We start from the raw sequence: 26,529 nt of genomic DNA, 5'->3' as shown, positions 1-26,529 counted from the left end.
CCGTCTAATCCAGACCCAGGTTTCCTTGATTTATAGTACGTCTCTTTTCGCAACCGCAGTTTCATGACCATGCGTTATCTCATTCCCTTGGCCGTGTTCGCCGTCATGGTGATCTTTCTCGGCATCGGCCTGACCCTGAACCCCAGAGAAGTGCCTTCGCCGTTCATCGGCAAACCCGCGCCCATGTTCACCTTGCCGCAAGTGAACGACGCCGCCAAGACTCTGAGCCGCGACGATCTCAAAGGCCAGGTGAGCCTGGTGAACGTCTGGGCTTCCTGGTGCACCTCCTGCCGCGAAGAACATCCGGTATTGGTGCAGCTCGCCAAGCAAAACATCGTTCCCATTTACGGCCTCAACTACAAGGACGAGCGGGACAACGCCCTCGCCTGGCTGCAACGCCTGGGCGATCCTTACACGGCCAGCGCCTTCGACCCCGAGGGCAAGACCGGGATCGACTGGGGCGTGTACGGCGTGCCGGAAACCTTCGTCGTCGACCGCGACGGCATCATCCGCCACAAGCAGACCGGACCGATCACGCCGGAAATCCTGGAAAAGAAATTGCTGCCCTTGATCCGCCAATTACAGACCCAACCTTCATGATGCACCGGTTACTACCGTTCTTCTTAATCCTTCCCTTCACCGCTCAAGCCATCGAAATCCGCCAGTTCGACGATCCGGACAAACAACAGCGGTATGAGCGCCTGATCGAAGAGCTTCGCTGTCTGGTCTGCCAGAATCAATCTTTGGCCGATTCCGATGCCGATCTCGCCCGCGATTTGCGGGACGAGGTCTACACCATCATCCAGACCGGCAAGAACGAAGAGGAAGCGGTCAAATTCCTGACCGACCGCTACGGCGATTTCGTACTGTATCGCCCGCCTTTCAAAATGACGACGGCCCTTCTGTGGATCGGACCGTTCCTCCTGTTGACCGCCGGCGGCGCCCTTCTCTGGCTGCAGGTGAAACGCCGCAGCGCGGCGGACAATCTGGTCGAGCTTACGGATGAAGAGAAGAAGCGGCTCGAACGGCTGAGAAACAATCTGGAAGGGTAAACGTCGATGATGGGGTTTTGGCTTTCGACCGTGCTGCTGTTGACGGCAGGCTATGTCTTTTTTCTTCCCGCGCTTCTCGGCAAAACCGGCGGCGGACGGATAAACCGGGCCCGGCTCAATCTTCTCCTGCACCGCCAGCGGCAGACCGAACTCGCCCAGGAGGCGGCCAGCCCCGAAGACCTGGAGCGCCTGACCGCGGAATCCGAACGGAATCTGCTCGGCGATCTGGAGGCGGTCGAAGAAACGAAAACGCATTCCGGCACCCGCGGCCGGCCGGCCGTCATCGCCACTCTGGCCGTCGTTCCGGTGCTGGCCTTGACCCTCTACCTCGCGCTGGGCCGGATCGATCTCGTCGGCGCGCGCGCACCGGACGACATGGCCAACGTCCAGGACAGCATCAATCAGTTGGCGGAACGGCTGGCCAAACAGCCGAACGACCTGGAAGGCTGGGTGCTGCTCGCCCGCTCGCTGCAAGCGACCCATCAGCCGGACAAGGCGATGACCGCCTACGAATTCGCCCTGAAACTCGCCCCCGAAGACCTCGACGTCAAGGCGCTGTATGCCCAGGCTCTGGCCGAAACGCATCAAGGCAGCATGGCCGGCAAACCGACCGAAATCATCGACGAAATCCTCAAAAAGAATCCCGACCATCAAACCGCGCTCTGGATGGCGGGGCTGGCCGCCGCGGAGCGGAAGGACGCGGCCAAGTCGGTGGAATATTGGGAAAGATTGAAAAAGCAATTCACGCCGGGCAGCGAGGAGGACAAGCAAATCAGCGCGTATATCGCTCAGGTTCGAGGCCATGCGGCACCCGGCGAGACAACGGCGCCGGCCGCCGCAACCGCCGGCGCCGGCAAACGCATCCGCGTCGCGGTGAGCCTGGCCGAAAACCTCAAAGCCCGGGTTTCGCCGAACGACGCCCTGTTCGTCTTCGCTCGCGCGGCCGAAGGCCCGCCCATGCCCTTGGCGGTCGTTCGCAAACAGGCCAAGGATTTGCCGGTTGAAGTCGAACTGGACGATTCCATGGCCATGATGCAGGGCGTGACGCTCTCGACCTTCGACCGCGTCGTGATCGGCGCGCGCATTTCGAAGAGCGGACAGCCGAAACCCGAACCCGGAGACCTGCAGGGCCTCAGCGAAGCCGTGACGCCGAAGGACAACGGAAGCTACAAGATCGTGGTCGACCGGATCGTCGAGTAGGAGGCCGGGCGCTAGAGCGCTTTCGGTCGTGGCGCCCTTACCGCCGACACTTGTCGCCCAATCTCGACTCGACGGGTGATTTCATGCGGGAGCGGATTTCGGCCCGCGGCGGCACGAGACCGTCGGCGAAGCCGATTCCCGCCGAAGCGAAACATGGACGCGCCCCCGCGCGCCGTCTCCGGAACCGCCGGCCCGTGCGGTCCTCCGAACGGCGCTCGGTTCAACCTTACCGCCGACACTTGATCTGTAAAGAATTGATATTGCGGTGAAAATTCAGGTCGCCCAGGTGATGCGCCTTGACTCCGGGCCCGAAGCTGATCTTCAAATCCTGATAGCTCCCGATATCCTTTTCTCCCCAGGCTTTAAGTTCATACGGGTGATTGACCGGCCCCTGGGGAGTGTCCTTGAAGTTTTCCTGGCGAAAGGCGAAAACTTCGGCGTCCGGGCCGACCGCCAAGCTTTCGATCCGGTTGCTCCAATTCTCGCCGCTCAGCGACTTGAGATCGGAAAGCTCGGCAGGTCCTGTCAGGCGAACATGGGAACCTTCGTAATCGGGTTTATCGTAGAGATCCAGCCAACATTCTCCCGCGGCAAGCGCCGGGGATCCGGATGACAACAAAGCAGCCAAGGAAAGACAGGATGCGAGCCAGCCGAATTTACGAGCGGACTTGCTATACATGGCAAACTCCTTTGTGTCGAAGGTTAGTCTGCAAACAGCCGCGACGAATCGTCGTTATAGCGCCCCTCCCTGGCATCCGGCTCCACTCGACTTGGAGCCTCCCTTGCGAAACGAGTTCCTGAACCTTTGCAAGCCTCGGTCCGTCAACGCCGATCAGCGGCTTCGGCTCAGATTACGCCTCAGAATTCTTGCCGGCAAGGTCCGGGCGGATTGGCCGATTTCGCTGTTTTCTGTATTCTTGAAGCGCGCCGGCGACCGGATGGGACTCTCGCGGCCACCGGCAACCTTTCGGATCGTGCAGGACTTGTGTCGAACAAGGAGGAAAAGACATGGCTGCTTTCATCTTCAATTCGGCGCTTCGCCAATGCCTATCGGTATTGCCGGTACTCCTCGCCTTAGCGGCCGATCCCGTCGAGGCGACTGTTTTCACGGTCGGTGCGGCCGGCGGCGACCCGGCTTGCACGCTGGCCGATGCGATAACGGCAGCGATAATCAATACCCAAACCGGAGGCTGCCCCGCAGGATCCGCGGACGATACCGACATCATTGAACTTACCGGCGACGTCATCCTCACGGAAGCCTTGCCCGAGGTGAGGAGCTACTGCAGCCCCGAGCGAGAGCCCTATCCCTGTGCTGAGAGCGTTCAAACCCGCATCACGATCAACGGCCACGGTCATTCGATCGCACGCCCGCGCGATCCGGATACCCCGGAATTCGACCTGCTAACGATTTTTACGCCTTGTGGCGAAATCGATATGCCTGCGCCAATCATCAAACTGAACGAGGTCGAACTAAAACATGGCCGGGCCGGCATTTCATTGGAGGGTGGAACGCGCGGCACCTATTGTCTGCCGGATCTTGAGCTGGTGAATAGCCGGATTACCGACAATGACGTAAGCGTCCGAGCCTTACCGTGTTGACGGCGTCAAGCGGCGATGGGCTGGGTCAGTTCCGTCACCTGATCGGCGAGGTTCCAGGGCAAGAGTTCGTCGATCCGATTGACCGGATGCTCGGCGATGCGGGCAGCACGGTCCGGAGGTACGCCTCCGGATCGAGGCCGTTGAGTTTGGCCGTGCCGATCAGGGTGTAGATCGCCGCCGCTCGCTGGCCGCCGGCGTCGGAGCCCGCGAACAGATAGTTCTTCCGGCCGAGCGCCACCACCCGCAACGCGCGTTCCGCGGCATTGTTGTCGATCTCCAGACGACCGTCATCGCGATACCGGGTCAGTGCCGGCCAGCGCGTCAGGGCATAGCGGATCGCCTCGGCTAGAGCCGACTTTTTCGAGACCTGTGTCAGCGTGGTGTGCAGCCAGGTTTGAAGCGCCTCAAGCTGAGGACCCGCGCGGGCTTGCCGCGCTGCGGCGCGGGTCTCCGACGACTGGCCCCGGATCTCGGCTTCGAGGGTATAGAGCGCGCCGATACGCTGGAGCACCTCGGCCGCCAAGGGACTCCCGTGGGCCTTGTGGAGCTCGTAGAACTTGCGCCGGACATGCGCCCAACAGGCCACCTCCCGCACGCGGCCGGTATCGTACAGCCCGTTGAATCCCGCATAGCCATCCGCCTGCAGGGCGCCTTCGAAGTCCTCCAGATGCGTCCCGGGATACTGGCCTTGGCGGTTCGGCGAGTAGGCGAACCACACCGCGGGCGGTGTGAGATCACCGGCCGGGCGGTCGTCCCGGACATAGGTCCACAGCCGACCGGTCTTCGTCTGGCCCTGACCGGCGCGAGCACCGGGACCGGGGTATCGTCGGCATGCAGCTTCGGACCGGCGAGCACATGGCGGCGGATCGCCAAGGCCGACGGGTGGAGGAGGCCCGCGGCTTCCCCGACCCAATCGGTCAAGGTGGACCGGGACAGGTCCACGCCTTCGCGGGCGTAAATGGCCGACTGGCGGTACAGCGGCAGATGATCGCCGTATTTCGAGACGAGTACATGGGCCAGGAGCCCCGGACCCGCGAGCCCCTGGGCCATGGGCCGGCTCGGCGCCGACGCCTGGACGATGCGGTCGCAGCGGGCGCAGGCGCACTTGGGGCGGACGTGGCGGATCACCCGGAAGCGGGCCGGGACGTACGCCAGGATTTCGGCGACCTCCTCGCCCAAGGGCTTCAAGGGACCGCCACAGTCGGGGCACTGCGCGAGGTCGGTCTTGTGGATGTGGCTTTCCCGCGGCAGATGGTCGGGCAGTGACCGAGACGTCCTGGCCCGGCGCTCGGCCGCGCGGGGTTCGACGATCGCCGCGAGTTCCGCATCGCCCGTTTCCAGTTCTGGACGGGAGCCGTGCGGATCGGGCGGCGCCAGTCGATGCCTTCGAGCAGCATCGATAACTGGGCGGGGGTGAGGGAGACCGTGCCGTTGGTGGCCTGCGGCCAGACGAAGCGGCCCCGCTCCAGCCGCTTGGCGAACAGGCAGAGTCCATCGCCGTCCCACCAGAGTAGTTTGATCCGGTCGCCGCGTCGCCCGCGAAAGGCGAAGATATGGCCGGAGAAGGGATCCGCCTCGAGCTGGGTCTGGACCAGGGCGGCCAAGCCATCGAAGCCACGGCGCAGATCGGTCACCCCGGCAGCGATCCAGATGCGGGTGCCGGACGGAAGCGCGATCATGAGCCCTTGAGACTCGCGAGGACGGTGCGCAAGGTCGCCGCATCGACGGAACCTTTCACCTGGACCCGCGTACTCCCAAACTCGATGGTGATGGTGCCCGGCGGAGCGGATACCGTGGCTTCACGCGCCGGCACGGCCACTGCGGAGTCCAGAGCGGGCGTCATCGCCACCGGTAATAAGGTCGGCCTCAGCGGATCGGCCGGTGCGTTCCGGTCCTTAAGGTACTGTCGGCGCCATTTGAACAGTTGATTGGCGTTGATCCGATGCGCCAGCGCAATCCCCGCGACCGAGACGCCCGGCTGTAGGGTCCGCTTCACCCGTTCGCGCTTGAACTCAGGCGCAAACCGCCGCCGGCCCAAGGTATCCATCGCCACCACGCCCGTTGTGAAGTCAGCATCGTGAGTCATCAGTGCGTCCACCTCAAGAGTGCGCGGACACCCCATGCGTCCGCTCGCACCAGTGTCGCCTGAGCCTTTCAACCCGTCGAGACGGTCCCCGGCGGACGCTTACACAATGACGGGGCTGGCATATCGGCGCGCTTTGCCTCGCTGCGGCTCACGAACAGCGTGATCGAGAACAATGGCGGCCGTGGCATCGGCGGTTATGCCAGCGACATTGAGCTGACGGACAGCACCATCGCGCACAATGCGGATCGCGGTGTCTCGGTTCTTGGCGGCATTCCCGAATTTGAAACACAAGGGGTGCTATCCGTGACCCGCAGCACCCTCGCCGACAATACCGGCGGCGGCGTCGAACTCGCCCGTCTTCACGCCACGCTCGTGAACAGTACCGTGTCCGGAAACGGAAATACCGAGACTACGGGAGGCGGCATTTACGTGGTGCCCAGCAGCAGTAGCAGCGATGAACAACCGGTAACCGAGTTAACGCTCATCAACACGGCCGTTTCCGACAACGTCGCTAAGCTCGGCGGAGGCGTATACCGCGAGAGCGGAAAGAACAGCTTCTTTATCGACAGAAGCGTCATGATCAACTCGATTCTTGCCGATAACACCGGCGGCGACTGCGTGAGCGCCGCCGGCACCACGCGCATTGCCTTCATCGGGCAAAACCTGATCGAGGATGGCGGTTGCTTCGACCCGAGCTATTCGAATCCCCCGCTGATCGGCGATCCCAAGCTCGGTCCCCTCGAGGACAATGGCGGGCCGACGCTGACCCATGCGCTTCGAAGAGGCAGCATAGCGCTGGATCGGATCGCTTTCGTTTACGGTGCGAACGGCAACCCGCTGGGCTGCGAAGGTACGACCGACGGCGTTACCGCCGGAGTCGTGACCGATCAGCGAGGGGCCAACCGAGCACGGCCCGGTGACGACTTTTGCGACATCGGCGCCTTCGAGCTCGCTCGTCTCCCATCCGGCAAGAGCGACTGCAAAAATGGCGGCTACAAGAAGTTCGGCTTCGAAAATATCGGACAGTGCGTCCGATACGTGCTTACCGGGAAATGGAGCCGCGCTGCGGCGCTTTTACGTCAGTGAACGGAAACCGGCGATCAACGCGGCGACCGCGGTAATTTCGCCGTTTCTCGCGCCTCGGGCAACCAGGGGCCGCGAGTTTATCGAAGCCCGCGGCGCCTGGCTTCGACCGTGCCATAGCCGGGTTTCAGCCCCGGTGAGCGCGGCTTCGCCAAATCGATCCGACGCCGCAAAGCTGGCCCGGGCATCGTCGAAGCGGCGCGGGATGCGATACTCTAGCGGGCCGTCCCCTTTCGGCCGGACAGGTCCTGACCGACGTAGGAAAGCGCATCGGACCAGGTGCAGGAAGATTCCAATGAATCGTCTTTCGGGACCACGTTGGCCGAGATGATTTCCTGAGCCTTGAATTCCGCGGCGGCCAGCTCACCACCGAAGATATCGGTTTCGTACTCCTCGGTCGAAGCCTCCGCGAGCGAGGTACTTAAAGAGCGGCCGGGCTCGTTGATGTGAATGGACGTCACGGTGGACAGTCCGGGACGAATGGGGTTCTTCAGGAGATCCTCTTTGCGCAGGGCGATACGCACCGGAACGCGCTGAACGATGTGAATGAAATTGCCGGTGGCGTTGTCCGGCGGCAGCAGGGCGAACACGCTGCCGGTGCCGGGCACCAGTCCTTCGACCGTTCCGCGATAGGTATGGCGCCTACCGTACAGATCGATGATCACCTCGACCGACTGGCCGGGCCGCACCTCGCGCATCTCGGTTTCCCGCAGGTTCGCCTCGACCCACAGATGGTCCAGGGGAACCACCATCATGATCGGGTCTCCGGGACGAACCCGGTCTCCGACCTGAGCCTTGCGCTTCGCGACATACCCCGAGATCGGCGCCTGGATACGCTGCCGGACGAACTCCAGGTAGGCATCGATGAAGCGATGCTTGGCCGCCTCGATATCGGGATGCTCGGTCCGGGTGGTCCCGCCCACCCGCGCTTCTATGGAATTGAGCTCGGCGACGACCTCCCGCAACTCGGCATCGAGAGCGGCCATCTGATCTTCCGCGTTTTGAAGAACCTGTTCGGACACCGAACCGCTGGGAAACGCCATGCGAAAACGAACGACGTCGTGACGCACGCGGGCGAGCTGCGCCGACCGCGCGGCCAGCTTCTGGCACAGTTGCTGGCGCGTCGCAAAGAGCGCGCCGATTCCGCGCACCGTACGCCCCAAATCGCCCTCGCTCTGCCCCAGGGCCGCATAAGCGCGGTGTTCGTCGAGCCGGACCAGCAGGTCGCCTTTGTTGACATACTGGGTTTCTTCGACCAAAACCTGAGTGACGATGCCCGTCGCATCGGCTTCGACCGGGATCAGGTTGCCCGTGATGAAGGCATTGTCGGTCACGACCCAGAAACGGCCGTGAATCCACCAATAGGCGGCATAGGACAGGGCGCTCGCGAGCACTGCCAGCGCCACCAGCAAGAGACGGCGATTACGCCGCGCGCGGATAGCCTTGGGATGAATCTTCATAGGAGCCTGTTCGGGTTTCCCTGGTTTTTATTCGAATTCGGGTAAGAGGGTGTTTCTTGTTCTTGCGATTCGGCAGGGCCGCGACGGGGCTCGGCCCTGCCTCGGCGAGGCCGGAGTTTCAATCCGCTATCTGCTGGGGACGAGTGATATCGATATCCTTCGTGTACCCGCCGCCCAGAGCTTCGATCAGATCGGCCATGGCCACGAGCTGATTGGTTTCCAACGCCTTCAGCGCAAACTCATGGTCCAGAACGGAGTGCCGGCGCTCCAGCACCGCCCGGCGATCGTCGAGCCCGCTGCGATATCGATCCTGAGCGAGATCGAGCACCGCGCGCTGCGACTTCAGCAGGCGGTTGTGCGCTTCGACGATGGTTCGCCCCTCCTGCCACCCGCTCAGACTGTCGGCGACTTCCTGCGCGGCTTGCAGCAAGGTCTGGTTGTAAAGCTCCACCGCCTCGTCGTATTCCGCCCGTTGCGCCGACAGCTCCCCGCGCAGGCGCCCTCCCTCGAAGATGGGGAGCCGCACGCCCGGCGCGATGCCATAGGCGAAGCTCTTCCCGGAAAACAGAAGGCTGGCGAGAGAGCTTGCGCCCTTGGTAAAGCGGAGGGCGCTCAGACCGACGAAAGCCGTCATGTCGATCGTCGGCAGAAAGCTGGCTTTGGCGACCTTGATCCGTTGCGCCGCCGCCTCGGCCCGATAGAGCGCCGAAGCGAGATCCGGACGATGGGTGAGCAGCTCCAGCGGAAGCTTCGTCGGCATCGGAATTCTTTCGGGAATGCTCACCGGCTCGATAAACAGACCTCGCGTCGCGTCGGGACCTCGCCCGATCAGGCGCGCCAGCAGATTCCGCTGAAGATCCAACTGATCGCGGGTACTCGCCTCGCGCTTGCCGGCCGCCTCCAGGTCGGATTCCGCCAGTTTGACCGGATCGGCGGAATCCAGCCCCGTGTCGTAGCGCGTTTCGGCCAGGCGGAGCAATTCGCGCCGCAATTCCACCATGTCCTCCACCAGTTCGAGCTGCTGCCGCAACGCGATCCCCCGGAAGTAACACCGGGCAATCGCAGTGGTCAATTGCAGCCTGACTTCGGCCTCCTCCGCCTCCTCGGCGGCCATTTCGCCCAGGGCAGCCGCCAGTGCGGCGCGGTTCTTCCCCCAAAAGTCGAATTCATAACGCAAGCTCAACGGATTGATGGTACCTACGACGATATGAGCTCCGGCCGCTTCGGGGTTGAGCGCGGCATAGACGCTGTCGCCCGAAAGCCGCGCGTGCTCGACCTCCGCCTCGGCATCGAGGAACGGCAACAATCGCGCCCCTTCCACCCGGGCATAGCCATCCGCCTCGCGCAGCCGGGCCGCGGCCGCCTTGAGCCCGGGGTTGTCGTTGAGCGCCATATTCATCAGATGATTCAGCTCGGAACTGCCGAATTGCAGCCACCAGTAGTCCCGCGGCCAGGATCTTCGCGCCGTGAGAGGTTCTTCCTCGCGAGCGTGCGACAATTTGTGCTCCATCTTCGGATGTTGCAAGAATTCGGCGCGTTGCCCGTCGTGCGGAATCCAGGCACACCCCCCCGCCAGAAAGAGGGACGCCGTTCCGATTCCGGCGAGCAGGCGCCGTCGATGAATGAATAGACGACTCATGGTTTCTCCATCAGTTCTTCGGCCCTGGTGTCTCTCACATCCTGCGCCGGACTCGGGCGCAGCGGCCGGTGAGTGGGATGGGCCAGCCACACCAGCCCGGCCAATCCGAGAAAAATGTAGCTCGCCATCAAGAAAGCGTCATTGAGCGCCAAAATGCCGGACTGTTGCTTGATGAGAGCGAAGAGCGCGCCCTTTGTCATGCCGGCGTCGAGACCGGCGGCTTCCAGCCGCGGAGAAATCCAGCCCAGCACATCGACCGACGGAAACCGCCGTCCTCCGAAATTATCCGCCAGATGCAATTGGTGGAAAGGACTGCGACGAAACAGCATGACCCCCTGCAACGTGATGCCGAGCGCGCCGGCGGCGATACGCAGCAGCGCCGTTTCCTCCGCGGCGCGCATCACCTCGCGCGGCGGCATGCCGTGGAGAGTGATCACGGTCAGCGGCGTGAAGAACGACCCCAGGAAAAAGCCGAGAAGCATCATGGGCCAAATAATTTGGTCGAACGATTCAGGGTCGTCGAACAGCCCGATCCAGTACAGGGTAAACGCCAGGCCGAGCAGATTGATACAGGCGAGCACCCGAGCGTCGATGCCCCTGACCACCAGGTGCATGACAGCGGTCACCGGCGCCGCGAACACGATCATGGAGAGAAACAACAGGCCGGCGAGAAACGAGGAATATCCCAGCAGCAGTTGAAGTTGAACGATGAACAGCGACAGCAGACCCTGAATGGACAAAAACCCCAGGGAGAGGCAAATCACGCCGATGGCAAAATTGCGATAGGAGAACAAGCGGATATCGAACACGGGATGGCGTTCGCCCAGCTCCCAGATCACGAGACAGGGCAGCGCCACGGCGACGACGATCAGCACGCCGCGCAGGAAGGGCGAATCGAACCAGTCGAAATCGTTGCCCTGATTCAGGATGGTCTGCACGCCGCCGAGCACCAGGGCCAGCAGCACGAAGCCGACGAAATCGAAACGGATGTGGCGGCGCTGAAATCCCCGCCCGTACAACAACGCGCCGGTTACGCCCGCGATGATCAGGGCGAGGGGGACGTTCAGATAGAACAGATAGCGCCAGCCGATCTCGTCGGCAACCCAGCCGCCCACCGGAAAACCGACCGTGAAGGGCATCAGCGTGAACAGCCCCCATACCCCCAATCCGATCGATTTGCTCCGGTCGGGATATTCTTTCAGCAACAGGGCCTGCCCGATGGGTAGCGTGACGCCGCCGGTAAAGCCGAGAAAAATGCGCGCAGGCAGGAACAGCTGCAGCGTTTCGCTGATGGCGCATAAATAAGAGGCCACGGCATATATCAGGAATGCCGCGACGAACAAGCGGTAATCGCCGAAACGTCCGGCCAACCAGCGAGCGATGGGAAACGCCAGCGCCAGGGAAATCATGAAATCCGTCTGGGCCCAGGTGCCGAAGCTCGGCAATACTCCGCCGAGATCGCCCGCGACGTGGGGCATCAGTGCGATATAGGCCCCGGCATTGAACAGTATGTTCATGTGCGCCAGGCCGAGCACGATATTGAACAGAACGAAGCGCCACCCACGCAGGCGCCGGGGAAAAACGATCGTCACGGAGTCGGCGCCCCGGCTGCAAAGGCTGTTTCGATGTTCCGTCCGCTCGACAAGGCATCCTGCGGCGCCGGCGCCAGCCCCAAGTCGCTCAAACCGCGACTGATGAGCCGCGCTCCGGCCTCGGCCACGAGCGCCTTGAATTTTTCCGCCTCATGGTCGAGCAGTGTTTGCGCCGTCCCTTCGACCGGAAAAGCTTCGATGCCGGCTCTGCCGATGACCTGCCGGGTCGCCGGATCGACCAGTTTGACCAGCACCTGCAAGGGCGCCTGAGCCTCGAAAATTCGGTAAGTTCCGATGCCTACCTCCAACACGGCGTCGACGCGCTCCGCTCCATGCGAGCGATAGTCGATCGGCGAGGTGTCCTGGTTGTACCACTGCCGGATGGCGCCGTGCCAGTGCGCAAGATTTGCGGTGCGGTCGCGAAGGGACATCGGAAGGCGGTAGTAATGTGCTCCGGAAACCGCTTTGAACCCGCCTGAATTCAACTGTGAAGCCGCCTCCCGCGCCAGCACGAAAGTGGGTGTCCAGTTGTCATCGAGAGATGCGGCCGGCTCCAGCCCGGGCATGTTTTCCGCCGCGGACGACATCCGCCGGGGAACCGCTTCCGGCACGAGGTCGTCGCGGCTTACCAGACCGGCGATGAGCACTCCGCCCGGATTTCTGTAGATTTTCTTCTCCAGGAACAAATCGAACGGCACGGTATCGTTCTGCCGATAGATGGGCAATCGAGATTCGATCAAATCCGGTATCACTTCGAGGGGCGGCGGCTCCACCGGGATCACGAGCACCGTGTTTATTTCGCCCGCTCCGGCGGCCGGCGGCTTGACCGGCGGAGCAACGCAGGCGCTCAGTGCAACGAGCAAGGCCAGCAATACGCTATAACGCTTCATATTTGGCGGATACCACAGCCCCACGGAATTTCTTGCGAATAAGGAATACGGCCGCCCCGAACAAGCCGTCGATTTCCGACACGCCGGCACGGCCTTTTCGCTGTAAGCAAACTCAATGCCACGACACAAATCCTTGATTACTAAAGAAACTCTGTGAACGAGCAAAACCCAATGTCGTCGCAATGACATCGACTCGACAATACGTCGGGCTCAAGCTCGGCACTTTACTCCCAAATTACGGGCGTTACCAACACATGGCGGGCGATTTGTCATGAAAACGCATCGCTGTCATTCTGATAACATATGTCGATTCGACAGCATCTTGACAATAAATCGAAGCACGAAAACAGAATGACCGGAGACTCCATTCACGAAGCCGTATTGAGCTTGACGGCGAATCTTTCGATGAAAGAGCGCATCGAGAAATTTCTCGAAATTTTCGCCAAGGTCACGGGAAATCATGCCTGCATCCTGTTGCGCTATCAGGACGGGGTACTCGTGCCCGTGGCGACCCGCGGCCTGTCGCCCGAAGTCATGGGGCGGCAATTCCGTCCGGATCAGCACCCCCGGCTGGCGGCCATCCTTCAATCGAGAACGCCGGTCCGATTCGAGGCCGACGATCTAAGACCGGACCCTTATGATTCGCTCCTGCTGAATGACATCGGAAGCCGGTTGCCCGTTCATGCCTGCATCGGTTGCAGCCTTTATAACGAGAATACCCTGTTCGGGGTGCTTTCGGCGGATGCGCTGAAACCCGGAGCGTTCGACGGCATCGACGATCACATTTTCCAGACCTTCGCCGCCATCGCGACCGTGGCCTTGCGCTATGAAACCTTTATCGGCGCGCTGGAAAAACGGGCGAGACACCGCGAACTGGTCACCAGCGAATTGGTGAACGAGGCTTTTCAGCGCGGCGGCCAGATGCTTGGCGAAAGCCCCGCCTTGCAGGAACTGAGGCGCAATATCGGCATCGTCGCCCGATCCGATCTGACGGTCCTGATCATGGGCGAAACCGGGGTCGGCAAGGAAGTCGTGGCGCGCCTCATACATGCGCAATCGCTGCGATCCGATCAACCCCTGGTGTACGTGAACTGCGCCGCGCTGCCGGAATCCTTGGCGGAGAGCGAACTGTTCGGGCATGTCCGCGGCGCTTTCACCGGAGCCAACACCGACCGGGCCGGCAAATTCGAATTGGCGGAGGGAGGCACTTTATTCCTGGACGAAGTCGGCGAACTGCCCCTCTCGATCCAGGCGAAGCTGCTGCGCGCCTTGCAGTTCGGCGAAATCCAGCGGATCGGCTCGGACAAGAGCCACCGGGCCGACGTCCGCATCATCGCGGCGACCAATCGCAAACTTGCCGAAGAGGTGAAGGCGAGACGGTTCCGGGCCGATCTTTATCACCGGCTCAGCGTATACCCTTTGAACGTACCGCCGCTGCGGGAACGGCTTACCGATGTGGCCCAGTTGGCCGGGCATTTTCTGGACCAGGCCCGAACGCGCCTGGGTCTGGATCGGGCAAACCTGGCGCCCGCGACGATCAAGTCGCTAATGGCTTATTCATGGCCGGGCAACGTCCGCGAACTCGAACATGTCGTGGTCCGCGCCGCTCTGCGCGCCTCCGCGGATCGCGGCCGCTCGCTGACTTTGGAACCCGGCGATTTGGACATCGGCCCCGACATTCAGCGGAGTGCGGACGCCAAAACCGGCCAGCCGGGCGGCACGATATCGCTCGCATGCGCGGTGGACGACCTTCAGCGGCAGTTGATTCTCAAAACCCTGGACGAATGCCGTTTCAACTGGTCGGAAACGGCACGCCGCCTGGGGCTCGACCGCGGCAATCTGCACCGTCTTGCCCGGCGCCTGGGACTGAAGCCGGCCAGCCGTACGCATTGACGGCGTCCGCCCGCGAAGAAAGGACGACGATAGAGTCGACCGTGCCACATCCGGCCGGTCGATGCCCAAAAAAAAGCCGGACGATATGTCCGGCCTGGATGTAAGGAAAGCAACCATAGTCTCGAGCTTTCGACTGCTACGTCGCCAAAAAGTTTAGGCGGGACCAGGTTGCCCGAGAATCGTGCGGATCGCGGCCCGACATCGGCTCTTGCTCCGCTCGAAGCGGCAGCCGCACGACGAACTCGGTGCCGCGGTTTTTGTCCTCGCTGCAAACGTCCACCCGCCCGCCGTGCCTCTCGACCAGGCTTCGCACCAGCAAAAGACCGAGCCCAGGCCGCCCTGGGTGCGGTCCAGCGTCCTCGGACCTTGTATAAACAAATCGAAGATATGGGGCAAAAGCTCGGGCGGTATGCCGATACCTTCATCTTTGATGCGCACCGCCGCTTCGCCGGATTCGACCTCTACCGAGAGCCAAATGCGGCCTCCATCGTTACTGTACTTGGCCGCATTGTTGAGAATATTGGCCAGAGCCTGCGTCAGGCGCACCTCGTCGCCGTCCAAATCGATGCCGAGCGGTTCCGACTCGACGATAAGGTCGAGCCGGCGGGCCTTGATTAGCGGCAAATTGACCTCGATCGCCCGGACGATCACGGCAACGAAATTGAGCGGAGCCTGGCGCAGCGTAATCTTCCCGCGGGTAATCCTGGACACGTCGAGCAGGTCGTCGACGATTCGGGTCAACTGAGCCGCTTGACGATCCACGACCTCCCATGACCACTCGGCCCTGGGCTCCTGCAAATTCAAGCGGCGCAGCACTTCGACCGCAATGCGGATCGATGCCAGCGGATTCCGCAATTCGTGGGCCAGCATCACGAGAAACTCGTCTTTGCGCGATTGAACCTGAACGATGTCTTCGCCGGACATCGAATCGCCGATGTCCATGATCTGGACGCCAGGATCGGATGACGACATAGCGCAAGCACTTCCTTAGCCATTGAAAAAACACGGCCGCCGGATCGCTCGGAGTGCCCGAAAGCTTTGCCGGGCGGCGCCGACACATGCGCCGCGACCGCCCGTGACGCCTCGCGGTCGAGCCGTAAATCGAAACGGCGGCAGGAACGTACTTCGAACACGGGCAGGATCGGATGCCACGAATCACGTGTCCCAATCATCGAACCCCGGATACAGTCGGGCCTCGTTCTGCTGCTCGCGATCGTACTCCGTTTGGCAATCGATGCAGCGTACCGCGCAGGGATTAGCCGCAAGACGCTCCACGGGGATAGGCGCCTCGCAGTCGAGGCAAACGACCAGTCCGCATTCGGGATCGGTCATCTGCTGTTCCTTTTCGGCCAGCGATGCCTTCAGGCGCTGCAACGCTTCGGTACGCGCGCATTCTTCGACGATCTGGGCAATATCGATATAGTCCATGTCGGCAGCCTCCTAATCAGGAAAGATTTACGCCCGGGGCCGTTCGACGGGCTGTCGGGCGACTTAACCCCTTCGAGAAAGTCATGCTTTGTTCGGTTCCCGCCACCGTATTGGTACTTAATGGTGTAGCGGAAGGCGCGCCGACGGTATCGGGTGAGACACTTATGGAACCCTACTTACGCCGAGCGAATGGGTATACGCATCCTCAAGGGCATCACCGGACAGCCGAGAAGCCTCATGAGATGCGCGCGGCGGAACGTCCGCCTTGATTGATCGTGCTATTCGGCAGGCTCGTTTTGCTCGAACTTCGAAAATTCGTCCTGATCCAGCCGGCCGTCCCGATTCTTGTCCAGTTCGCTCCAGCGCTCCTTTAATTTACTGTCGGCTTCGGCCTCTTTTTCCGAAATCAAACCGTCATGGTTCTCGTCCAGTTTTTTGAAGCGCTCGCTCTTGATTTCCCTTTCGACCTGGACCTGATGGCGGCTCGCCGGCATATCCTTTTCGATCTGCTGACCGGCCGGCAAATCGACCGGAGGCTCGGCCGGCTGATTGGTGATGTCTAAAGATTTTTTCGTCGCTTCGTCCGGATTGGACACTCCCGGCACTTGCTGTTGTTCAGCCAACGCCGCGGACGAACCCAGCAAGGCGAGAATCGTTAAAACAGTCGACGCTTTCACGGCAAACCTCCATATCCAACCACAAGGTGTCAAACGATATGAAGCGAAGCTGTCAGGTTTTCCGCTTCTGACGATTAGGACCGAATGTCCCGGGAACGGTTCAAGGCTTTTGCCGATCCGGGATTTTCGTGGCGAGGGCTTTTACGCTGCGGCGAATCCGGGGATACAAGCCATCACCACGGCATCGGGCGAAAATCCAGAGATTCGAGCCCGGAAGCAAAGAATGGCCGACCTTTGCCTGCAGCCTTATCCTGGTACATGGCCCGATCGGCCGCTCTCAGCAAATCGGCGGCGTTCGATCCGTCCTCGGGGTAGACGGCCACCCCCACGCTGGCGCCCAAAACGGGCAATATCTTATTGATTCCATTGATTTCAACGAATGACTGGCGAAAAGCATTCTTGATTTTCTCGGCGACGGATTCAGCACCGCAACGATCCCCGACGTTTTGCAGGAGCACCACGAACTCGTCGCCGCCAAGCCGGCCGACGGTATCCATTTCCCGAACGGAATGCTGAAAAATCCGGGCGGCGCGCTGCAAGACCTTGTCTCCGATCTGATGGCCGTAATAATCGTTAACCTGTTTGAAACCATCCAGATCGAGATAGAGCACGGCCACTTTTTTCTTCGACCGGTGCGCCGAAATCAACGCCTGGTCCAAACGGTTCAAGAACAACTGGCGATTCGGCAATCCGGTCAAAGGGTCGAAGTTGGCCAGCAAAAACAACCTGTTGCCCTCTTCGAGCCGACGCTTCTCGTAACGGTCGTGAATTCTGGCGACGCCCAGAAAAACGAGGAGAGAAGCCAATGATCCCACGAAGATTAAATTCAGCCGGCGCCAGTCGAGGTTGGTCCACCCTAGCTGTTGCTCGATTTCGAGAACGAAGAATTTTTCCGGCTCCCCGAGCGAGCTGCGGAAGAACAGCTTGGGAAACAAGGCGGATTCGAGGGGCGTTACCGGCAATGCCGGCCGGCGAATCAAGCCGTCGTTCGGGCTTGCGCCCTCGCGCGCCGACTCGAAAAGACCGAGCGCCAGCGAGGCGGAGTCGGCAGGCATCTGGAGCAGGGCCTTCACCCGACATATGACGACCGCAAAGCTGACGCCGTCTCTCCGGTTTACCGGCTCTATCAGGGCATAGCCCCAATCGCCGTTGCCCAGCAAGAACGGGTGGCTGGCCCAAATTCCTCCGGTATTCAGGGCATACCGGAAAGCGTCGCTGAGCAAGGGCGCGAAGTCGAAATCAAAACCAGACGAAGACCGGACCTTATCGTCGAGCGGCTCGACCGGGATCGAAGGATACGAAAGCGGTTTATTCGCGATCGCCTGCCAAATCGGATTATTTTCATCATGGAAAAAGGCGCGCACCGAGGTACCGTTCGCCTCCTCACGAGGGCGAAGCGTTACGAATTCGTTCAACGCTCCCTTTTCGGGTTTCGGGAGCGTGCCCATAAAGTGGATGCCCGCATTTTTATCGGCGAGCAAGCGCGTATAGGCCGAGATTTTTTCTTGATTCAGGGAATCCTGAACCTTCAGGAACGCGGCCAGACTATGCGTCGCGTCGATATAGTGGCGGGTCTGCGAAACCAGTTGCGCCTGAATGAGCGCGGACGTTTCGGAAAACCGCCGGGTTTCGCGCTGAATGTCGAGAAAAACGGCGAACGCCAATCCCGCGCTGGCCATCAGCAACCAGCAAATCGTCAATAACGCATACAAAGAAAACCGCTTGACGATCTGCTCGACAATTCCCTTTTGCAGCAAGGACGCAGTCTGCATGGCTTTTGTGCTACCATTCGGCGCTGCCGGCTCAGCCTCAAGGATTCTTAGATCGTCACCGGAATGGCGGTGCGGCCCGAAAGGAACGTACCACTCTGCATCTCTATGAATCCATGATTGCAATAAATTTTGGAAGAGGAGATACATGTTCAAACCCAGACTCGACGTATTCCTTGCTCACCCGATTCATACCTGCGCGCTCGTCGCGAATTTCATCGTTCTGCTGCTGGTACGCCCACCGATCATGCTGTCCATGCTGCTCGTCACGCTGCTGGTTTATCTCTCGATGTTCTTTGGCGCCAAACTGGCGCCGGACGAGGCTCAAACGTCTTTGTCGTCGAGCAACGACGATAAACCGGGCGTTCGCTGAGCGGTCATCATGTTCTCCCGCCGATCCGATGGATTCGCTGAGTAGCTTACCTGCGGACGGCGCAAGGTAATGTGATTTAATACCAACTTCTGCAAAAACCGCTCGTCGATAATTCGTGCAAAAATCATGCACAAATTTTTCCGCATCCGCCGGAAACGAACCTTGAACGCTTCGATTGATTCGCCCTCGTGACTCCGGAGCACGACTCATCTGCCCTGCTGCGCCGCCTGGCAGCCCTTTTTTACGACACCGTAGTGCTCGTCGCGGTACTCTTCGCCGCAACCGTCGTCCTGCTGCCGTTTCATGACGGGAAAGCCTTCCGGCCGCATCACGGCTTCTATACCGCCTATTTATTGATGGTCAGCTTCGTTTTTTTCGGATGGTTTTGGACTCATGGCGGGCAAACCCTCGGAATGCGCGCCTGGAAAATTCGCCTGTGCACGACAGCCGGCAATCCCGTATCCTGGAGCCAGGCCTTCATCCGCTTTGTCGGCGGCCTGTTATCGTTCGGTTGCCTGGGATTCGGCTACCTCTGGACTTTGTTCGATTCACAAGGGCGGAGCTGGCACGATCGCTTGTCCGGGAGCAAAATCGTTCGCCAAGACTGACGGCCGCCAGGACGGCCATCGATCTCGAGCGTCTAAGGCGAAAGCGATACCGGATGGGGCGGCGAATCGGGCAAATTCCGCTCGCCCTTCATCACGGCGCGAGAAACCAGGAAAACGCAGCGGAGACGTCTCATGCAAGACCGCCCCGATGTATTCGAGAATCCCGTGTCCCGGGAAGTCTGGAACTGGAAATATCGCCTCGCCGACGACGAGGCGCGCGACGCCACCGTCCGAGATACCTGGCGGCGCGTGGCGCGGGCTTTGGCCAGCGTGGAACCCGAACATTCCGAGCAGTGGGAAAGCGCCTTTCTGGAAGCGTTGGAAGACTTCCGCTTTCTGCCCGGCGGGCGCATTCTGGCGGGTGCCGGCAGCCGACGCGACGTCACCTTGTTCAACTGTTTCGTGATGGGGACTATCGAAGATTCCATGGAGGGTATTTTTTCCGCGCTCAAGGAAGCGGCGCTGACCCTGCAACAGGGCGGCGGCATCGGTTACGACTTTTCCACTTTGCGTCCGTCCGGCATGCCCGCCCGACGATGCGGCGGCGTGGCTTCCGGCCCGGTTTCCTTCATGCGCATCTGGGACAGCATGTGCGCCACGCTTCTTTCCGCCGGAGCCAGGCGGGGAGCCATGATGGCCACATTGCGCTGCGATCATCCGGATATCGAAATCTTTATCGGCGCGAAGCATGCCTTGGGCGAACTGCGGAATTTCAACCTTTCCGTGCTGATCACCGATGATTTCATGGACGCGCTGGAGCACGACCGGGATTGGCCGCTGGTTTTCCCGGCCCCCCCCCGGGAAACACCCGCCGACACCGGGCCAATCGTCTTCCGGCGCTGGTCTCACACCGACTCGCCCGTCCCGTGCCGGATCGTTCGCGTGATCAAGGCCCGGGCGCTGTGGCATGCCATCATGCGGTCCACCTACGAATACGCCGAACCGGGCGTTCTGTTCATCGATCGCATCAACCGGGAAAACAATCTTTGGTATTGCGAGCACATCTCCGCCACCAATCCGTGCGGCGAAATTCCTTTACCGCCTTACGGCGCTTGCGATTTAGGCTCCGTCAATCTCGCGCGCTTCGTATCGGACCCGTTCGAGGACAACGCCGCTTTGGATTTCGCGGCCATTGAACGGATTACCGCCGTGGCCGTGCGCATGCTGGACAATGTCATCGATGTCAGCCGCTTTCCCCTGCCGCAACAACGGGATGAAGCGCTCGGCAAGCGACGTATCGGCCTGGGAATCGCCGGCCTGGCGGACGCACTGATCATGTTGGGACTACGCTACGACGACGAGCGCGCCTGCCGGCTTGCCGGCAAAATCATGCGAACCATGTGTCTTGCCGCGTATCGGTCGTCCATCGAACTGGCGCGAGAGAAGGGTTCTTTCCCGCGCCTGGAGCGCGACAAATACTTGCAGAGCCGGTTCGTTCGCGCCCTGCCGCACACGGTCAGAAAAGGCATCGCCGAGCACGGCATCCGCAACAGCCATTTGCTGGCGGTCGCCCCCACCGGCTCCATCAGCCTGCTCGCGAACAACATCTCCAACGGGCTCGAACCGGCATTTGCCGAGCGCTACCAACGGCACATCCTGACGCCCGAAGGCCCGCAGAACTACGACATCGAAAACCATGCGGTTCGGTTGTGGCGGCTCGGCCGTTCGGAGCACGTGCGGCCGCCCGCTTTCGTCACCGCCTTCGAGCTGTCCCCGCTGGCTCATTTACGGATGCAGGCCGCAATCCAGCGCTCCGTGGACAACGCCATTTCGAAAACGGTTTACCTGCCGGAGGACTTTCCCTTTTCCGATATGGAGTCGCTGTACCGGCAGGCTTACGACATGGGCTTGAAAGGGTGTACCACTTATCGGCCGAATCCCGTTACCGGAGCAGTGATCAGCCCGTCGGAACCGTTGACGGCTTCCGCGCTCTGCTGCGAGCAAAACGTTTAGACGGCGTCTGTCGCCCTGTCACGACGGGTGAACCGAACGGGCAGCGGGAAATAACGGGGAATCGATGGAGACCGGTTCGGCGGGGCGTAAAAAGATTCGAATCTCGCTACGCCCCGGCCACGGTGCGATGAGGCGATTAAAGGGCGGTGGACGAAATCTTGTGGTTCTTGACTTCGCCGCGCTGCATGCGAACGTGCTCTTCGAGCTGACGCTTGGCGGCGTCGAAAGCGTCGCGTAGCGCGACGTATACATCCTCGTGCGCCTGTTTGTCATGATGATCGCGGCTGACCACGATCTGTTTCTGGGGCACGCTCAAATCGATTCTGACTTTAAAGAGATTACCCTGGTGCTGGTGATGATGCTCCGCTTCGACGGCGACTCGACAACTGATGATGTGATCGCAGAATTGCTCCAGTTTTGCGGCTTTCTCCCGAATGCGGGTTTCAACGGCGTCGGAGTGAGGAATTCCTCGAAACGTAATCTCTAGTGGAACTTGCATAGGTCTTTCCCATTAAGTGTCAAGTCTGAAAATAATCCAAAAACATCCACCGAAGCGCCGGCTCGTCCAGGTTATCGGCTTTTTCGGCAGATTGGATCCATTGGCTGCTTATATCGTGTGCCCGTAGGGCCGGGGTCGAGAGCGCCGTAAATACGATCAACCCCTGATTCCGTGCCGCTCCGGTAACAATGATATACAACCCGAACTCATCCTGTCGACCTGGGGCCGGCGCACGCTCGGCCGCCGTTCATGCGGGGTTTGGCGAGTTGCCGCCGCGCCGTATCCGAACCCGGAATCCGAAGTCCGGCTACGAGGCATCGGTTCCGCCGAAGTCTTCCAGCGCCGCCAACGCCAGGTCGAGATCCGCCTCGGTATGGTCGGCGGAAATCTGAAACCGGATTTCTTCGTCGCCGCGCGGTACGACGGGATAAACGATTCCGGTCGCCAGAATGCCCCGCTCCCACAGGTGAAGAACCATGCTCCGGGTCTTTTCGGTATCCCTGAGCATCAAAGGGACGACCGGATGCTCGCCGGGCAGCGTTTCGAATCCCAAGCCTTTCAGCCCCTGCCGGAATCCGGCCGTCAGATCGCGCAGCCGGTCGAGCCGGTGTCGCCCTTGGGGACCGCTCACGATCTCGACCGCTTTCGCGGCGGCGGCCGCCTCGCCCGGCGTGATCGGGTTGGAATAAATATACAGCGGGGCTTTTTCGCGCAAATAATCGACCAACAGCGAACTGCCGACGACATACCCCCCATTGACGCCGAAAGCCTTTCCCAAAGTACCGATCAAAATATCCACCGGCCCGCACTCCGCATATTCTTCGGTTCCCCGGCCGGTTTGTCCGAAAGCGCCGACGCCGTGGGAATCGTCGACGATGAGCACGACTCCCTCGGCGAATTTTTCTTCGTAGCTCCCGGCCAGCGTCAGCAGTTCCTTGAGCGGTGCATGATCGCCGCGCATGCTGAAGATGCCGTCGGTCACCACGACCGCGCGCCGGCACGATTCGGCGGCCTGCCGTAAAAACGTTTCGGCCTGATCGACGTTCAAATGCCCGTATACGAATTTCTCCTTGGGACGGGCCAGACGAATCGCGTTGATGATGCAGTTGTGGTTCAACTCGTCGCTGATCACCGCGGTTTCCGGGCTGATCAAGGTCGGCAAAATCCCCATCACCGCGGCGTAAGCCGAGCTGAACAGCATCGCCGCCTCGCGGCCGTGGAACTCGGCCAGGCGCTGCTCCAGCCGCACGTGCGGCTCATAGGTGCCGCTGATGAATCGCACGGCACCCGGGCCGGTGCCGTAGGCCCGAACGCCGTCCTCCTCGGCTTTCATGACGTCCGGATGAAACGCAAGCCCCAGATAGCCGTTGGAATTCATGCGGAGAAACGGACGATCTCCCTCCCCTTGCAGCAGATAACGGATACCGCGCCCGTCCCGCGGCGGCAAGACGGCGGTGATGATCGTTTCCCGGCTCTTGCGCAGGCCGGATTGGTCCAGCCGCGCCAATTCTTGCTTCAACAAGCTCTTCATGCGCTCCGCGGACATAGTTCACCTCATTGGCTAAACGGTTGACGCGCTTTGCAGTTTGGCGTGAATCTTAGCGAGCATATCGCTCGTCATTCGCGCAATGTCGTAGTTCGGCACCCAGCCCCATTCCGCCCGCGCCGCGCTGTCGTCCAAGGATTGCGGCCAGGAATCGGCGATCGCCTGGCGCACGGGGTCCACTTCATAATCGATCGCGAAATCCGGAATCGTTTTGCGAATCTCCGCGGCCAGTTCGCTCGGGGTAAAACTCATGGCGGTCACGTTGAACGCGTTGCGGTGCTTCAACCCGCCCGGATCGGCTTCCATCAGCGCCATCATGGCGCGAACGGCGTCCGGCATGTACATCATGTCGAGGCGGGTGTCGGCCCGAAGAAAGCAGGTGTAATGGCGATAGCGGATCGCTTGATAGAAGATGTCCACCGCGTAATCGGTGGTTCCGCCGCCGGGCGGCGTCCGATAGGAAATGATCCCCGGCAGGCGCAAACCGCGGGTATCGACGCCGAACCGGCGGAAATAGTAATCGCAGAGCAATTCGCCGGTGAGCTTGGTGATGCCGTAGATCGTGGTCGGGCGCTGGAGGGTGTCCTGGGGCGTGCCTTCGCGCGGCGTGGTCGGGCCGAAAGCGCCGATCGAACTTGGAAAGAACACGGCGCATCGGTGCTGGCGGGCGACCTCCAGCATGCGATACAAGCCGCCCATGTTGATGTTCCAGGCCACTTGCGGCCGCTCTTCGGCCACCGCGGAAAGAAGCCCCGCCAGATGATAAATGGTCTCGATCCGGTAACGGCGCACCACGTCCTGAATCTGGCGCAACTGGGTGCAGTCGAGATGCTCGAACAGGCCATCGCCCGCTCCGGCCGGGGGCATGCGGATATCGGCCGCCACCACGCGGTCCTCCCCGTATCGGGTTCTCAACGCCGGAATCAGCTCCGAACCGATTTGACCGAGCGCGCCGGTCACCAGAATTCGACCTCGCAAACCCAGGCTCATCTCTCTCCCTCCGAATCAGCGGACAGACAAGGACCTTCCGATCGCCGAGCGGCTTGCGCTCAAGGTTAAAACGCGCCGCCGGCGGGGTCAATGCAACGCATTCGGGATCACGGGGTCGTACAGATAGCCCTGACACCTAAGAGCCTTGACAGGCGGTCTCGGGATCAACAAGCTGAATCTCCCCGTCGACACTTACGCCCAGAGGTAATCCCATGTCCGAAAGAGAAGAAAAGGCCTATTCGCAGGAAGACATCGAGCGCCGCCTGAAACAGGAGCTTCCGCATTGGTATTACGAAAACGGCTGGATACGCCGCAAGTTCCGGACTCACGGCTGGAAAGCCACCCTGATGGTGGTGAATACGGTCGGACATCTGGCGGAAGCCGCCTGGCATCATCCCGACCTGACCGTCTCCTACGCTTTCGTCATCGTCAAGTTGATGACTCACACGGCGAAAGGCGTGACGGACAAGGATTTTGCGCTGGCGAAAAAGATCGAGGAGGTGGTGCAGTGGAACGCCAACGCGGAGACCGGCGGTGTTCTGGAAGGCACGCCGGACGACCCGCGCCTCAGATACATCAAATACGACTGAACGATTCCGGCAACGAGCGCACTGCCCTTCGCCGAACCGAGCCCGTCGCGACGGGCTCGGTTCGGCGCCGCATTTTCGAGGCCAGAACCGTTGCCGGCCTCGACCTCAAACCCGGCTGAGCGATTCCAGCAACTGATGCGCTTCCTTTTGCAGCTTCGGGCGGAGAAACAGCAATTTCCACCGGCTGCCGCCGCATTTCCGCCACAGCACCGTCGAGCGGATGCCGGCCAGCAAAAGCGACCGGATTCTATTGGCATTCTCCGGATCGGACAGATACATCTGCTCGCCGGCCACCATCACCCTCGGCTTCAGTTGGCTGATAGTCTGCTGATAGGTTTCGGCCAGCGTGGCAAGCACGTCCTCATCCAGAACGCCCCGGTCCTCCGCCTGAGCGACGGCCTTTTCCATGCCCAGGCGAATGGTTTCGAGCATGCGAGGCTGCTTCATCAGCTTGCGCTCGAGAAAAATCAGCGTCGAAGCGTAGCGCGCCTGCTCCGGATCCACCACATCGGGACCGCCCAGTTGCCTCTCGATTTGCCTTAGGCCCGTCATGATCCGGTGAAGGCCGCCATAAACATCCACCACGTCTCCCGAATCGATCTTGAGTACGCTGCCGATGCTGGCCTCCATGTCCTCGCGATCCACCGTCCCCCGCTTGGCGATGTGCTGCACGAGGTAAACCGCCTGGGACAGGCCGGCCAAAGCGATCACTTGATTGCGTAAGGTTTTCATCATGACAGATCGAAACTCGTGTCGGGGAATGGCGGAAACATTCCCCGCGCTGGATTATTGTTCGCGCCGATTGTATTTCACCGCGTTTCCTTTGGCCAATTCGACGGGATACTTTTCGGCGTTCTTCCGCATCTTGTCGCTGACCGCCTCTTCCAAATCGACATCCAGCCGATCGGCCAGCCGCAGCAGATAAATCAGAACGTCGGCAATCTCTTCCCGCACCGCGCGGTACTCTTCGGGCTTTTCCGCCAGGCGGCGCGACTCGTCCTCTTGAAGCCATTGAAAATGCTCCAGCAGTTCCGCCGCTTCCACCGCCAGGGCGATCGCGAGGTTTTTCGGGCTGTGGAACTGATCCCAGTCTCTTGCGTCGGCGAATTCTCTTAAAGCCTGTTGTATCGCTGCAATGTTCATGGAAAGCTCTGTATATCGTATTTTTTTATTGACGCGGAATAAGCGAAAATAGTTGACACGAATATCGCAACGGAATGAACACACCAGACTCCGGGTGAAATCCGATGATGTCGTGTCCGTAACCCATCGCTCGTGAAGGTGTAAAAATGGAAAGCCTGATTCAGAACCTGCAACGCACGATTCGCGCCTTGGAGAGCCTGAGCGAAAAAAAACTGCCCGAAGCCGATCGGGTGGACGAACTGCTCGATCAACTGTTTCAGCAGAAAATCGACCTGGTCAATGTCAGCGCGAACAGTTCGTCTCCGGTCTACCAGCAGGCGACCCAAGCCATGAGCCAGGCGGCATCCCGCGTCGAGCGGGCCGTCAAGGAGCCGTCCCGGATGGACGAGGCCATTCCGGTCGTGTTCGACGCCATCGGCAAAGTAGCCAAACTTTTGAATCATGTGATGCACTGAGACG

25 protein-coding genes and 4 pseudogenes are annotated in these 26,529 nt (G+C 60.7%); 12 read left to right on the top strand and 17 right to left on the bottom strand.

What is annotated here, in order from left to right:
• Positions 1 to 69: 69 nt before the first annotated feature.
• Genes ACWJKU_RS02070 through ccmI form a run of 3 tightly spaced genes read left to right on the top strand, consistent with a single transcriptional unit; the run spans position 70 to position 2,252 of the window.
• A complete protein-coding gene (locus ACWJKU_RS02070; protein ID WP_454148011.1) occupies positions 70 to 600 on the top strand; it encodes a DsbE family thiol:disulfide interchange protein in 531 nt (176 codons plus the stop codon).
• A complete protein-coding gene (locus ACWJKU_RS02065; protein ID WP_454145368.1) occupies positions 597 to 1,052 on the top strand; it encodes a cytochrome c-type biogenesis protein in 456 nt (151 codons plus the stop codon). Before ACWJKU_RS02070 ends, ACWJKU_RS02065 begins: the two co-directional genes overlap by 4 nt.
• A gap of 6 nt (positions 1,053 to 1,058) precedes the next feature.
• Complete coding sequence (gene ccmI, locus ACWJKU_RS02060; protein ID WP_454145367.1) at positions 1,059 to 2,252, top strand: c-type cytochrome biogenesis protein CcmI; 1,194 nt, start codon at positions 1,059 to 1,061, stop codon at positions 2,250 to 2,252.
• 226 nt (positions 2,253 to 2,478) lie between these two features.
• On the opposite strand, the gene ACWJKU_RS02055 is transcribed toward ccmI, so the two are convergent.
• The gene (locus tag ACWJKU_RS02055; protein ID WP_454145366.1) at positions 2,479 to 2,931 is read right to left on the bottom strand and encodes a hypothetical protein; all 453 of its coding nucleotides are present in this window, start codon (positions 2,929 to 2,931) and stop codon (positions 2,479 to 2,481) included.
• Positions 2,932 to 3,260: 329 nt separating this feature from the next.
• Between ACWJKU_RS02055 and ACWJKU_RS02050 the strand changes: the two genes are divergently transcribed.
• Entirely contained in the window at positions 3,261 to 3,851 is a 591-nt protein-coding gene (locus ACWJKU_RS02050) for a hypothetical protein (protein ID WP_454145365.1), read from the top strand.
• A gap of 5 nt (positions 3,852 to 3,856) precedes the next feature.
• Here the strand turns inward: ACWJKU_RS02050 and tnpC are convergent.
• The 3 genes and pseudogenes from tnpC to tnpA form a co-directional block, all read right to left on the bottom strand.
• A pseudogene (tnpC, locus tag ACWJKU_RS02045) lies at positions 3,857 to 5,339 on the bottom strand (IS66 family transposase).
• Positions 5,276 to 5,530 (bottom strand): annotated as a pseudogene (gene tnpB / locus ACWJKU_RS02040) (IS66 family insertion sequence element accessory protein TnpB); the annotation flags it as partial. The pseudogenes tnpB and tnpC, both read right to left, overlap by 64 nt.
• The gene (gene tnpA, locus ACWJKU_RS02035; protein ID WP_454145364.1) at positions 5,527 to 5,937 is read right to left on the bottom strand and encodes an IS66-like element accessory protein TnpA; all 411 of its coding nucleotides are present in this window, start codon (positions 5,935 to 5,937) and stop codon (positions 5,527 to 5,529) included. The gene tnpA and the pseudogene tnpB, both read right to left, overlap by 4 nt.
• 114 nt (positions 5,938 to 6,051) lie before the next feature.
• Between tnpA and ACWJKU_RS02030 the strand changes: the two are divergent.
• A pseudogene (locus ACWJKU_RS02030) lies at positions 6,052 to 6,372 on the top strand (right-handed parallel beta-helix repeat-containing protein); the annotation flags it as partial.
• 141 nt (positions 6,373 to 6,513) lie between these two features.
• Complete coding sequence (locus ACWJKU_RS02025) at positions 6,514 to 7,023, top strand: choice-of-anchor Q domain-containing protein (protein WP_454148009.1); 510 nt, start codon at positions 6,514 to 6,516, stop codon at positions 7,021 to 7,023.
• A gap of 212 nt (positions 7,024 to 7,235) precedes the next feature.
• Here ACWJKU_RS02025 and ACWJKU_RS02020 read toward each other — a convergent pair whose 3' ends face one another.
• The 4 genes from ACWJKU_RS02020 to ACWJKU_RS02005 form a co-directional block, all read right to left on the bottom strand.
• Positions 7,236 to 8,480, bottom strand: coding sequence for an HlyD family efflux transporter periplasmic adaptor subunit (locus ACWJKU_RS02020; RefSeq protein ID WP_454145363.1), 1,245 nt, complete (start codon positions 8,478 to 8,480; stop codon positions 7,236 to 7,238).
• A gap of 118 nt (positions 8,481 to 8,598) precedes the next feature.
• Positions 8,599 to 10,119 (bottom strand): efflux transporter outer membrane subunit, encoded by a 1,521-nt coding sequence (locus ACWJKU_RS02015; RefSeq protein ID WP_454145362.1) that lies wholly within the window; start codon positions 10,117 to 10,119, stop codon positions 8,599 to 8,601.
• Positions 10,116 to 11,711, bottom strand: a complete 1,596-nt coding sequence (locus ACWJKU_RS02010) for a DHA2 family efflux MFS transporter permease subunit (protein WP_454145361.1) — start codon at positions 11,709 to 11,711, stop codon at positions 10,116 to 10,118. Before ACWJKU_RS02010 ends, ACWJKU_RS02015 begins: the two co-directional genes overlap by 4 nt.
• Positions 11,708 to 12,601, bottom strand: coding sequence for a hypothetical protein (locus tag ACWJKU_RS02005; RefSeq protein ID WP_454145360.1), 894 nt, complete (start codon positions 12,599 to 12,601; stop codon positions 11,708 to 11,710). Before ACWJKU_RS02005 ends, ACWJKU_RS02010 begins: the two co-directional genes overlap by 4 nt.
• 351 nt (positions 12,602 to 12,952) lie before the next feature.
• Between ACWJKU_RS02005 and norR the strand changes: the two genes are divergently transcribed.
• The gene (gene norR, locus ACWJKU_RS02000) at positions 12,953 to 14,494 is read left to right on the top strand and encodes a nitric oxide reductase transcriptional regulator NorR (RefSeq protein ID WP_454145359.1); all 1,542 of its coding nucleotides are present in this window, start codon (positions 12,953 to 12,955) and stop codon (positions 14,492 to 14,494) included.
• Between the two features lie 136 nt (positions 14,495 to 14,630).
• On the opposite strand, the pseudogene ACWJKU_RS01995 reads toward norR, so the two are convergent.
• The 4 genes and pseudogenes from ACWJKU_RS01995 to ACWJKU_RS01980 form a co-directional block, all read right to left on the bottom strand.
• Positions 14,631 to 15,418: pseudogene (locus ACWJKU_RS01995) on the bottom strand (sensor histidine kinase).
• A gap of 231 nt (positions 15,419 to 15,649) precedes the next feature.
• Positions 15,650 to 15,922, bottom strand: a complete 273-nt coding sequence (locus ACWJKU_RS01990; RefSeq protein ID WP_454145358.1) for a TraR/DksA C4-type zinc finger protein — start codon at positions 15,920 to 15,922, stop codon at positions 15,650 to 15,652.
• A 278-nt stretch (positions 15,923 to 16,200) separates the two neighbouring features.
• A complete protein-coding gene (locus tag ACWJKU_RS01985) occupies positions 16,201 to 16,599 on the bottom strand; it encodes a hypothetical protein (RefSeq protein ID WP_454145357.1) in 399 nt (132 codons plus the stop codon).
• A 173-nt stretch (positions 16,600 to 16,772) separates the two neighbouring features.
• Positions 16,773 to 18,371, bottom strand: coding sequence for a diguanylate cyclase domain-containing protein (locus ACWJKU_RS01980; protein ID WP_454145356.1), 1,599 nt, complete (start codon positions 18,369 to 18,371; stop codon positions 16,773 to 16,775).
• Positions 18,372 to 18,516: 145 nt separating this feature from the next.
• Between ACWJKU_RS01980 and ACWJKU_RS01975 the strand changes: the two genes are divergently transcribed.
• From ACWJKU_RS01975 to ACWJKU_RS01965, 3 genes are all read left to right on the top strand, one after another.
• Positions 18,517 to 18,741 (top strand): hypothetical protein, encoded by a 225-nt coding sequence (locus ACWJKU_RS01975; RefSeq protein ID WP_454145355.1) that lies wholly within the window; start codon positions 18,517 to 18,519, stop codon positions 18,739 to 18,741.
• 188 nt (positions 18,742 to 18,929) lie between these two features.
• On the top strand, positions 18,930 to 19,349 hold the full coding sequence (locus ACWJKU_RS01970) for an RDD family protein (protein ID WP_454145354.1): 420 nt from the start codon (positions 18,930 to 18,932) through the stop codon (positions 19,347 to 19,349).
• A gap of 132 nt (positions 19,350 to 19,481) precedes the next feature.
• Positions 19,482 to 21,302 carry an adenosylcobalamin-dependent ribonucleoside-diphosphate reductase gene (locus ACWJKU_RS01965; protein WP_454145353.1) on the top strand — a complete coding sequence of 607 codons (1,821 nt, stop codon included), beginning with the start codon at positions 19,482 to 19,484 and terminating at the stop codon, positions 21,300 to 21,302.
• A gap of 136 nt (positions 21,303 to 21,438) precedes the next feature.
• Here ACWJKU_RS01965 and ACWJKU_RS01960 read toward each other — a convergent pair whose 3' ends face one another.
• The 3 genes from ACWJKU_RS01960 to ACWJKU_RS01950 form a co-directional block, all read right to left on the bottom strand.
• A complete protein-coding gene (locus ACWJKU_RS01960) occupies positions 21,439 to 21,801 on the bottom strand; it encodes an HPF/RaiA family ribosome-associated protein (RefSeq protein WP_454145352.1) in 363 nt (120 codons plus the stop codon).
• A gap of 307 nt (positions 21,802 to 22,108) precedes the next feature.
• Positions 22,109 to 23,347 carry an aminotransferase class I/II-fold pyridoxal phosphate-dependent enzyme gene (locus ACWJKU_RS01955; RefSeq protein ID WP_454145351.1) on the bottom strand — a complete coding sequence of 413 codons (1,239 nt, stop codon included), beginning with the start codon at positions 23,345 to 23,347 and terminating at the stop codon, positions 22,109 to 22,111.
• A 15-nt stretch (positions 23,348 to 23,362) separates the two neighbouring features.
• A complete protein-coding gene (locus tag ACWJKU_RS01950) occupies positions 23,363 to 24,337 on the bottom strand; it encodes an L-threonine 3-dehydrogenase (protein WP_454145350.1) in 975 nt (324 codons plus the stop codon).
• A gap of 212 nt (positions 24,338 to 24,549) precedes the next feature.
• Here ACWJKU_RS01950 and ACWJKU_RS01945 point away from each other — a divergent pair, with 212 nt between their 5' ends.
• The gene (locus ACWJKU_RS01945; RefSeq protein WP_454145349.1) at positions 24,550 to 24,927 is read left to right on the top strand and encodes a 4a-hydroxytetrahydrobiopterin dehydratase; all 378 of its coding nucleotides are present in this window, start codon (positions 24,550 to 24,552) and stop codon (positions 24,925 to 24,927) included.
• 105 nt (positions 24,928 to 25,032) lie between these two features.
• Here ACWJKU_RS01945 and hflD read toward each other — a convergent pair whose 3' ends face one another.
• Positions 25,033 to 25,662, bottom strand: coding sequence for a high frequency lysogenization protein HflD (hflD, locus tag ACWJKU_RS01940; RefSeq protein WP_454145348.1), 630 nt, complete (start codon positions 25,660 to 25,662; stop codon positions 25,033 to 25,035).
• Positions 25,663 to 25,713: 51 nt separating this feature from the next.
• Positions 25,714 to 26,070: a nucleotide pyrophosphohydrolase gene (locus ACWJKU_RS01935; RefSeq protein WP_454145347.1), complete on the bottom strand. Its 357-nt coding sequence runs from the start codon at positions 26,068 to 26,070 to the stop codon at positions 25,714 to 25,716.
• A 146-nt stretch (positions 26,071 to 26,216) separates the two neighbouring features.
• Between ACWJKU_RS01935 and ACWJKU_RS01930 the strand changes: the two genes are divergently transcribed.
• Positions 26,217 to 26,525, top strand: coding sequence for a hypothetical protein (locus ACWJKU_RS01930; protein WP_454145346.1), 309 nt, complete (start codon positions 26,217 to 26,219; stop codon positions 26,523 to 26,525).
• The last annotated feature ends 4 nt before the right edge of the window (positions 26,526 to 26,529 follow it).

The organism is Methylocaldum sp. MU1018, assembly GCF_053646775.1.
The sequence above is the reverse complement of the archived record's forward strand: the minus strand, read 5'-3'. Positions and strand labels throughout refer to the sequence as shown.

Excerpts from the sequence above, each read along its gene's own strand:
- ACWJKU_RS01935 (WP_454145347.1), bottom strand. The coding sequence starts at position 26,070 with ATGAACATTGCAGCGATACAACAGGCTTTAAGAGAATTCGCCGACGCA.
- ACWJKU_RS01955 (WP_454145351.1), bottom strand. The coding sequence starts at position 23,347 with ATGTCCGCGGAGCGCATGAAGAGCTTGTTGAAGCAAGAATTGGCGCGG.
- ACWJKU_RS02055 (WP_454145366.1), bottom strand. The coding sequence starts at position 2,931 with ATGTATAGCAAGTCCGCTCGTAAATTCGGCTGGCTCGCATCCTGTCTT.
- ACWJKU_RS02020 (WP_454145363.1), bottom strand. The coding sequence starts at position 8,480 with ATGAAGATTCATCCCAAGGCTATCCGCGCGCGGCGTAATCGCCGTCTC.
- ACWJKU_RS01990 (WP_454145358.1), bottom strand. The coding sequence starts at position 15,922 with ATGGACTATATCGATATTGCCCAGATCGTCGAAGAATGCGCGCGTACC.
- ACWJKU_RS01980 (WP_454145356.1), bottom strand. The coding sequence starts at position 18,371 with ATGCAGACTGCGTCCTTGCTGCAAAAGGGAATTGTCGAGCAGATCGTC.
- ACWJKU_RS02065 (WP_454145368.1), top strand. The coding sequence starts at position 597 with ATGATGCACCGGTTACTACCGTTCTTCTTAATCCTTCCCTTCACCGCT.
- ccmI (WP_454145367.1), top strand. The coding sequence starts at position 1,059 with ATGATGGGGTTTTGGCTTTCGACCGTGCTGCTGTTGACGGCAGGCTAT.
- ACWJKU_RS01945 (WP_454145349.1), top strand. The coding sequence starts at position 24,550 with ATGTCCGAAAGAGAAGAAAAGGCCTATTCGCAGGAAGACATCGAGCGC.
- hflD (WP_454145348.1), bottom strand. The coding sequence starts at position 25,662 with ATGATGAAAACCTTACGCAATCAAGTGATCGCTTTGGCCGGCCTGTCC.
- ACWJKU_RS02070 (WP_454148011.1), top strand. The coding sequence starts at position 70 with ATGCGTTATCTCATTCCCTTGGCCGTGTTCGCCGTCATGGTGATCTTT.
- tnpA (WP_454145364.1), bottom strand. The coding sequence starts at position 5,937 with ATGACTCACGATGCTGACTTCACAACGGGCGTGGTGGCGATGGATACC.
- ACWJKU_RS02050 (WP_454145365.1), top strand. The coding sequence starts at position 3,261 with ATGGCTGCTTTCATCTTCAATTCGGCGCTTCGCCAATGCCTATCGGTA.
- ACWJKU_RS02025 (WP_454148009.1), top strand. The coding sequence starts at position 6,514 with ATGATCAACTCGATTCTTGCCGATAACACCGGCGGCGACTGCGTGAGC.
- ACWJKU_RS01960 (WP_454145352.1), bottom strand. The coding sequence starts at position 21,801 with ATGCAAGTTCCACTAGAGATTACGTTTCGAGGAATTCCTCACTCCGAC.
- ACWJKU_RS02015 (WP_454145362.1), bottom strand. The coding sequence starts at position 10,119 with ATGAGTCGTCTATTCATTCATCGACGGCGCCTGCTCGCCGGAATCGGA.
- norR (WP_454145359.1), top strand. The coding sequence starts at position 12,953 with ATGACCGGAGACTCCATTCACGAAGCCGTATTGAGCTTGACGGCGAAT.
- ACWJKU_RS01965 (WP_454145353.1), top strand. The coding sequence starts at position 19,482 with ATGCAAGACCGCCCCGATGTATTCGAGAATCCCGTGTCCCGGGAAGTC.
- ACWJKU_RS02005 (WP_454145360.1), bottom strand. The coding sequence starts at position 12,601 with ATGAAGCGTTATAGCGTATTGCTGGCCTTGCTCGTTGCACTGAGCGCC.
- ACWJKU_RS01930 (WP_454145346.1), top strand. The coding sequence starts at position 26,217 with ATGGAAAGCCTGATTCAGAACCTGCAACGCACGATTCGCGCCTTGGAG.
- ACWJKU_RS01975 (WP_454145355.1), top strand. The coding sequence starts at position 18,517 with ATGTTCAAACCCAGACTCGACGTATTCCTTGCTCACCCGATTCATACC.
- ACWJKU_RS01950 (WP_454145350.1), bottom strand. The coding sequence starts at position 24,337 with ATGAGCCTGGGTTTGCGAGGTCGAATTCTGGTGACCGGCGCGCTCGGT.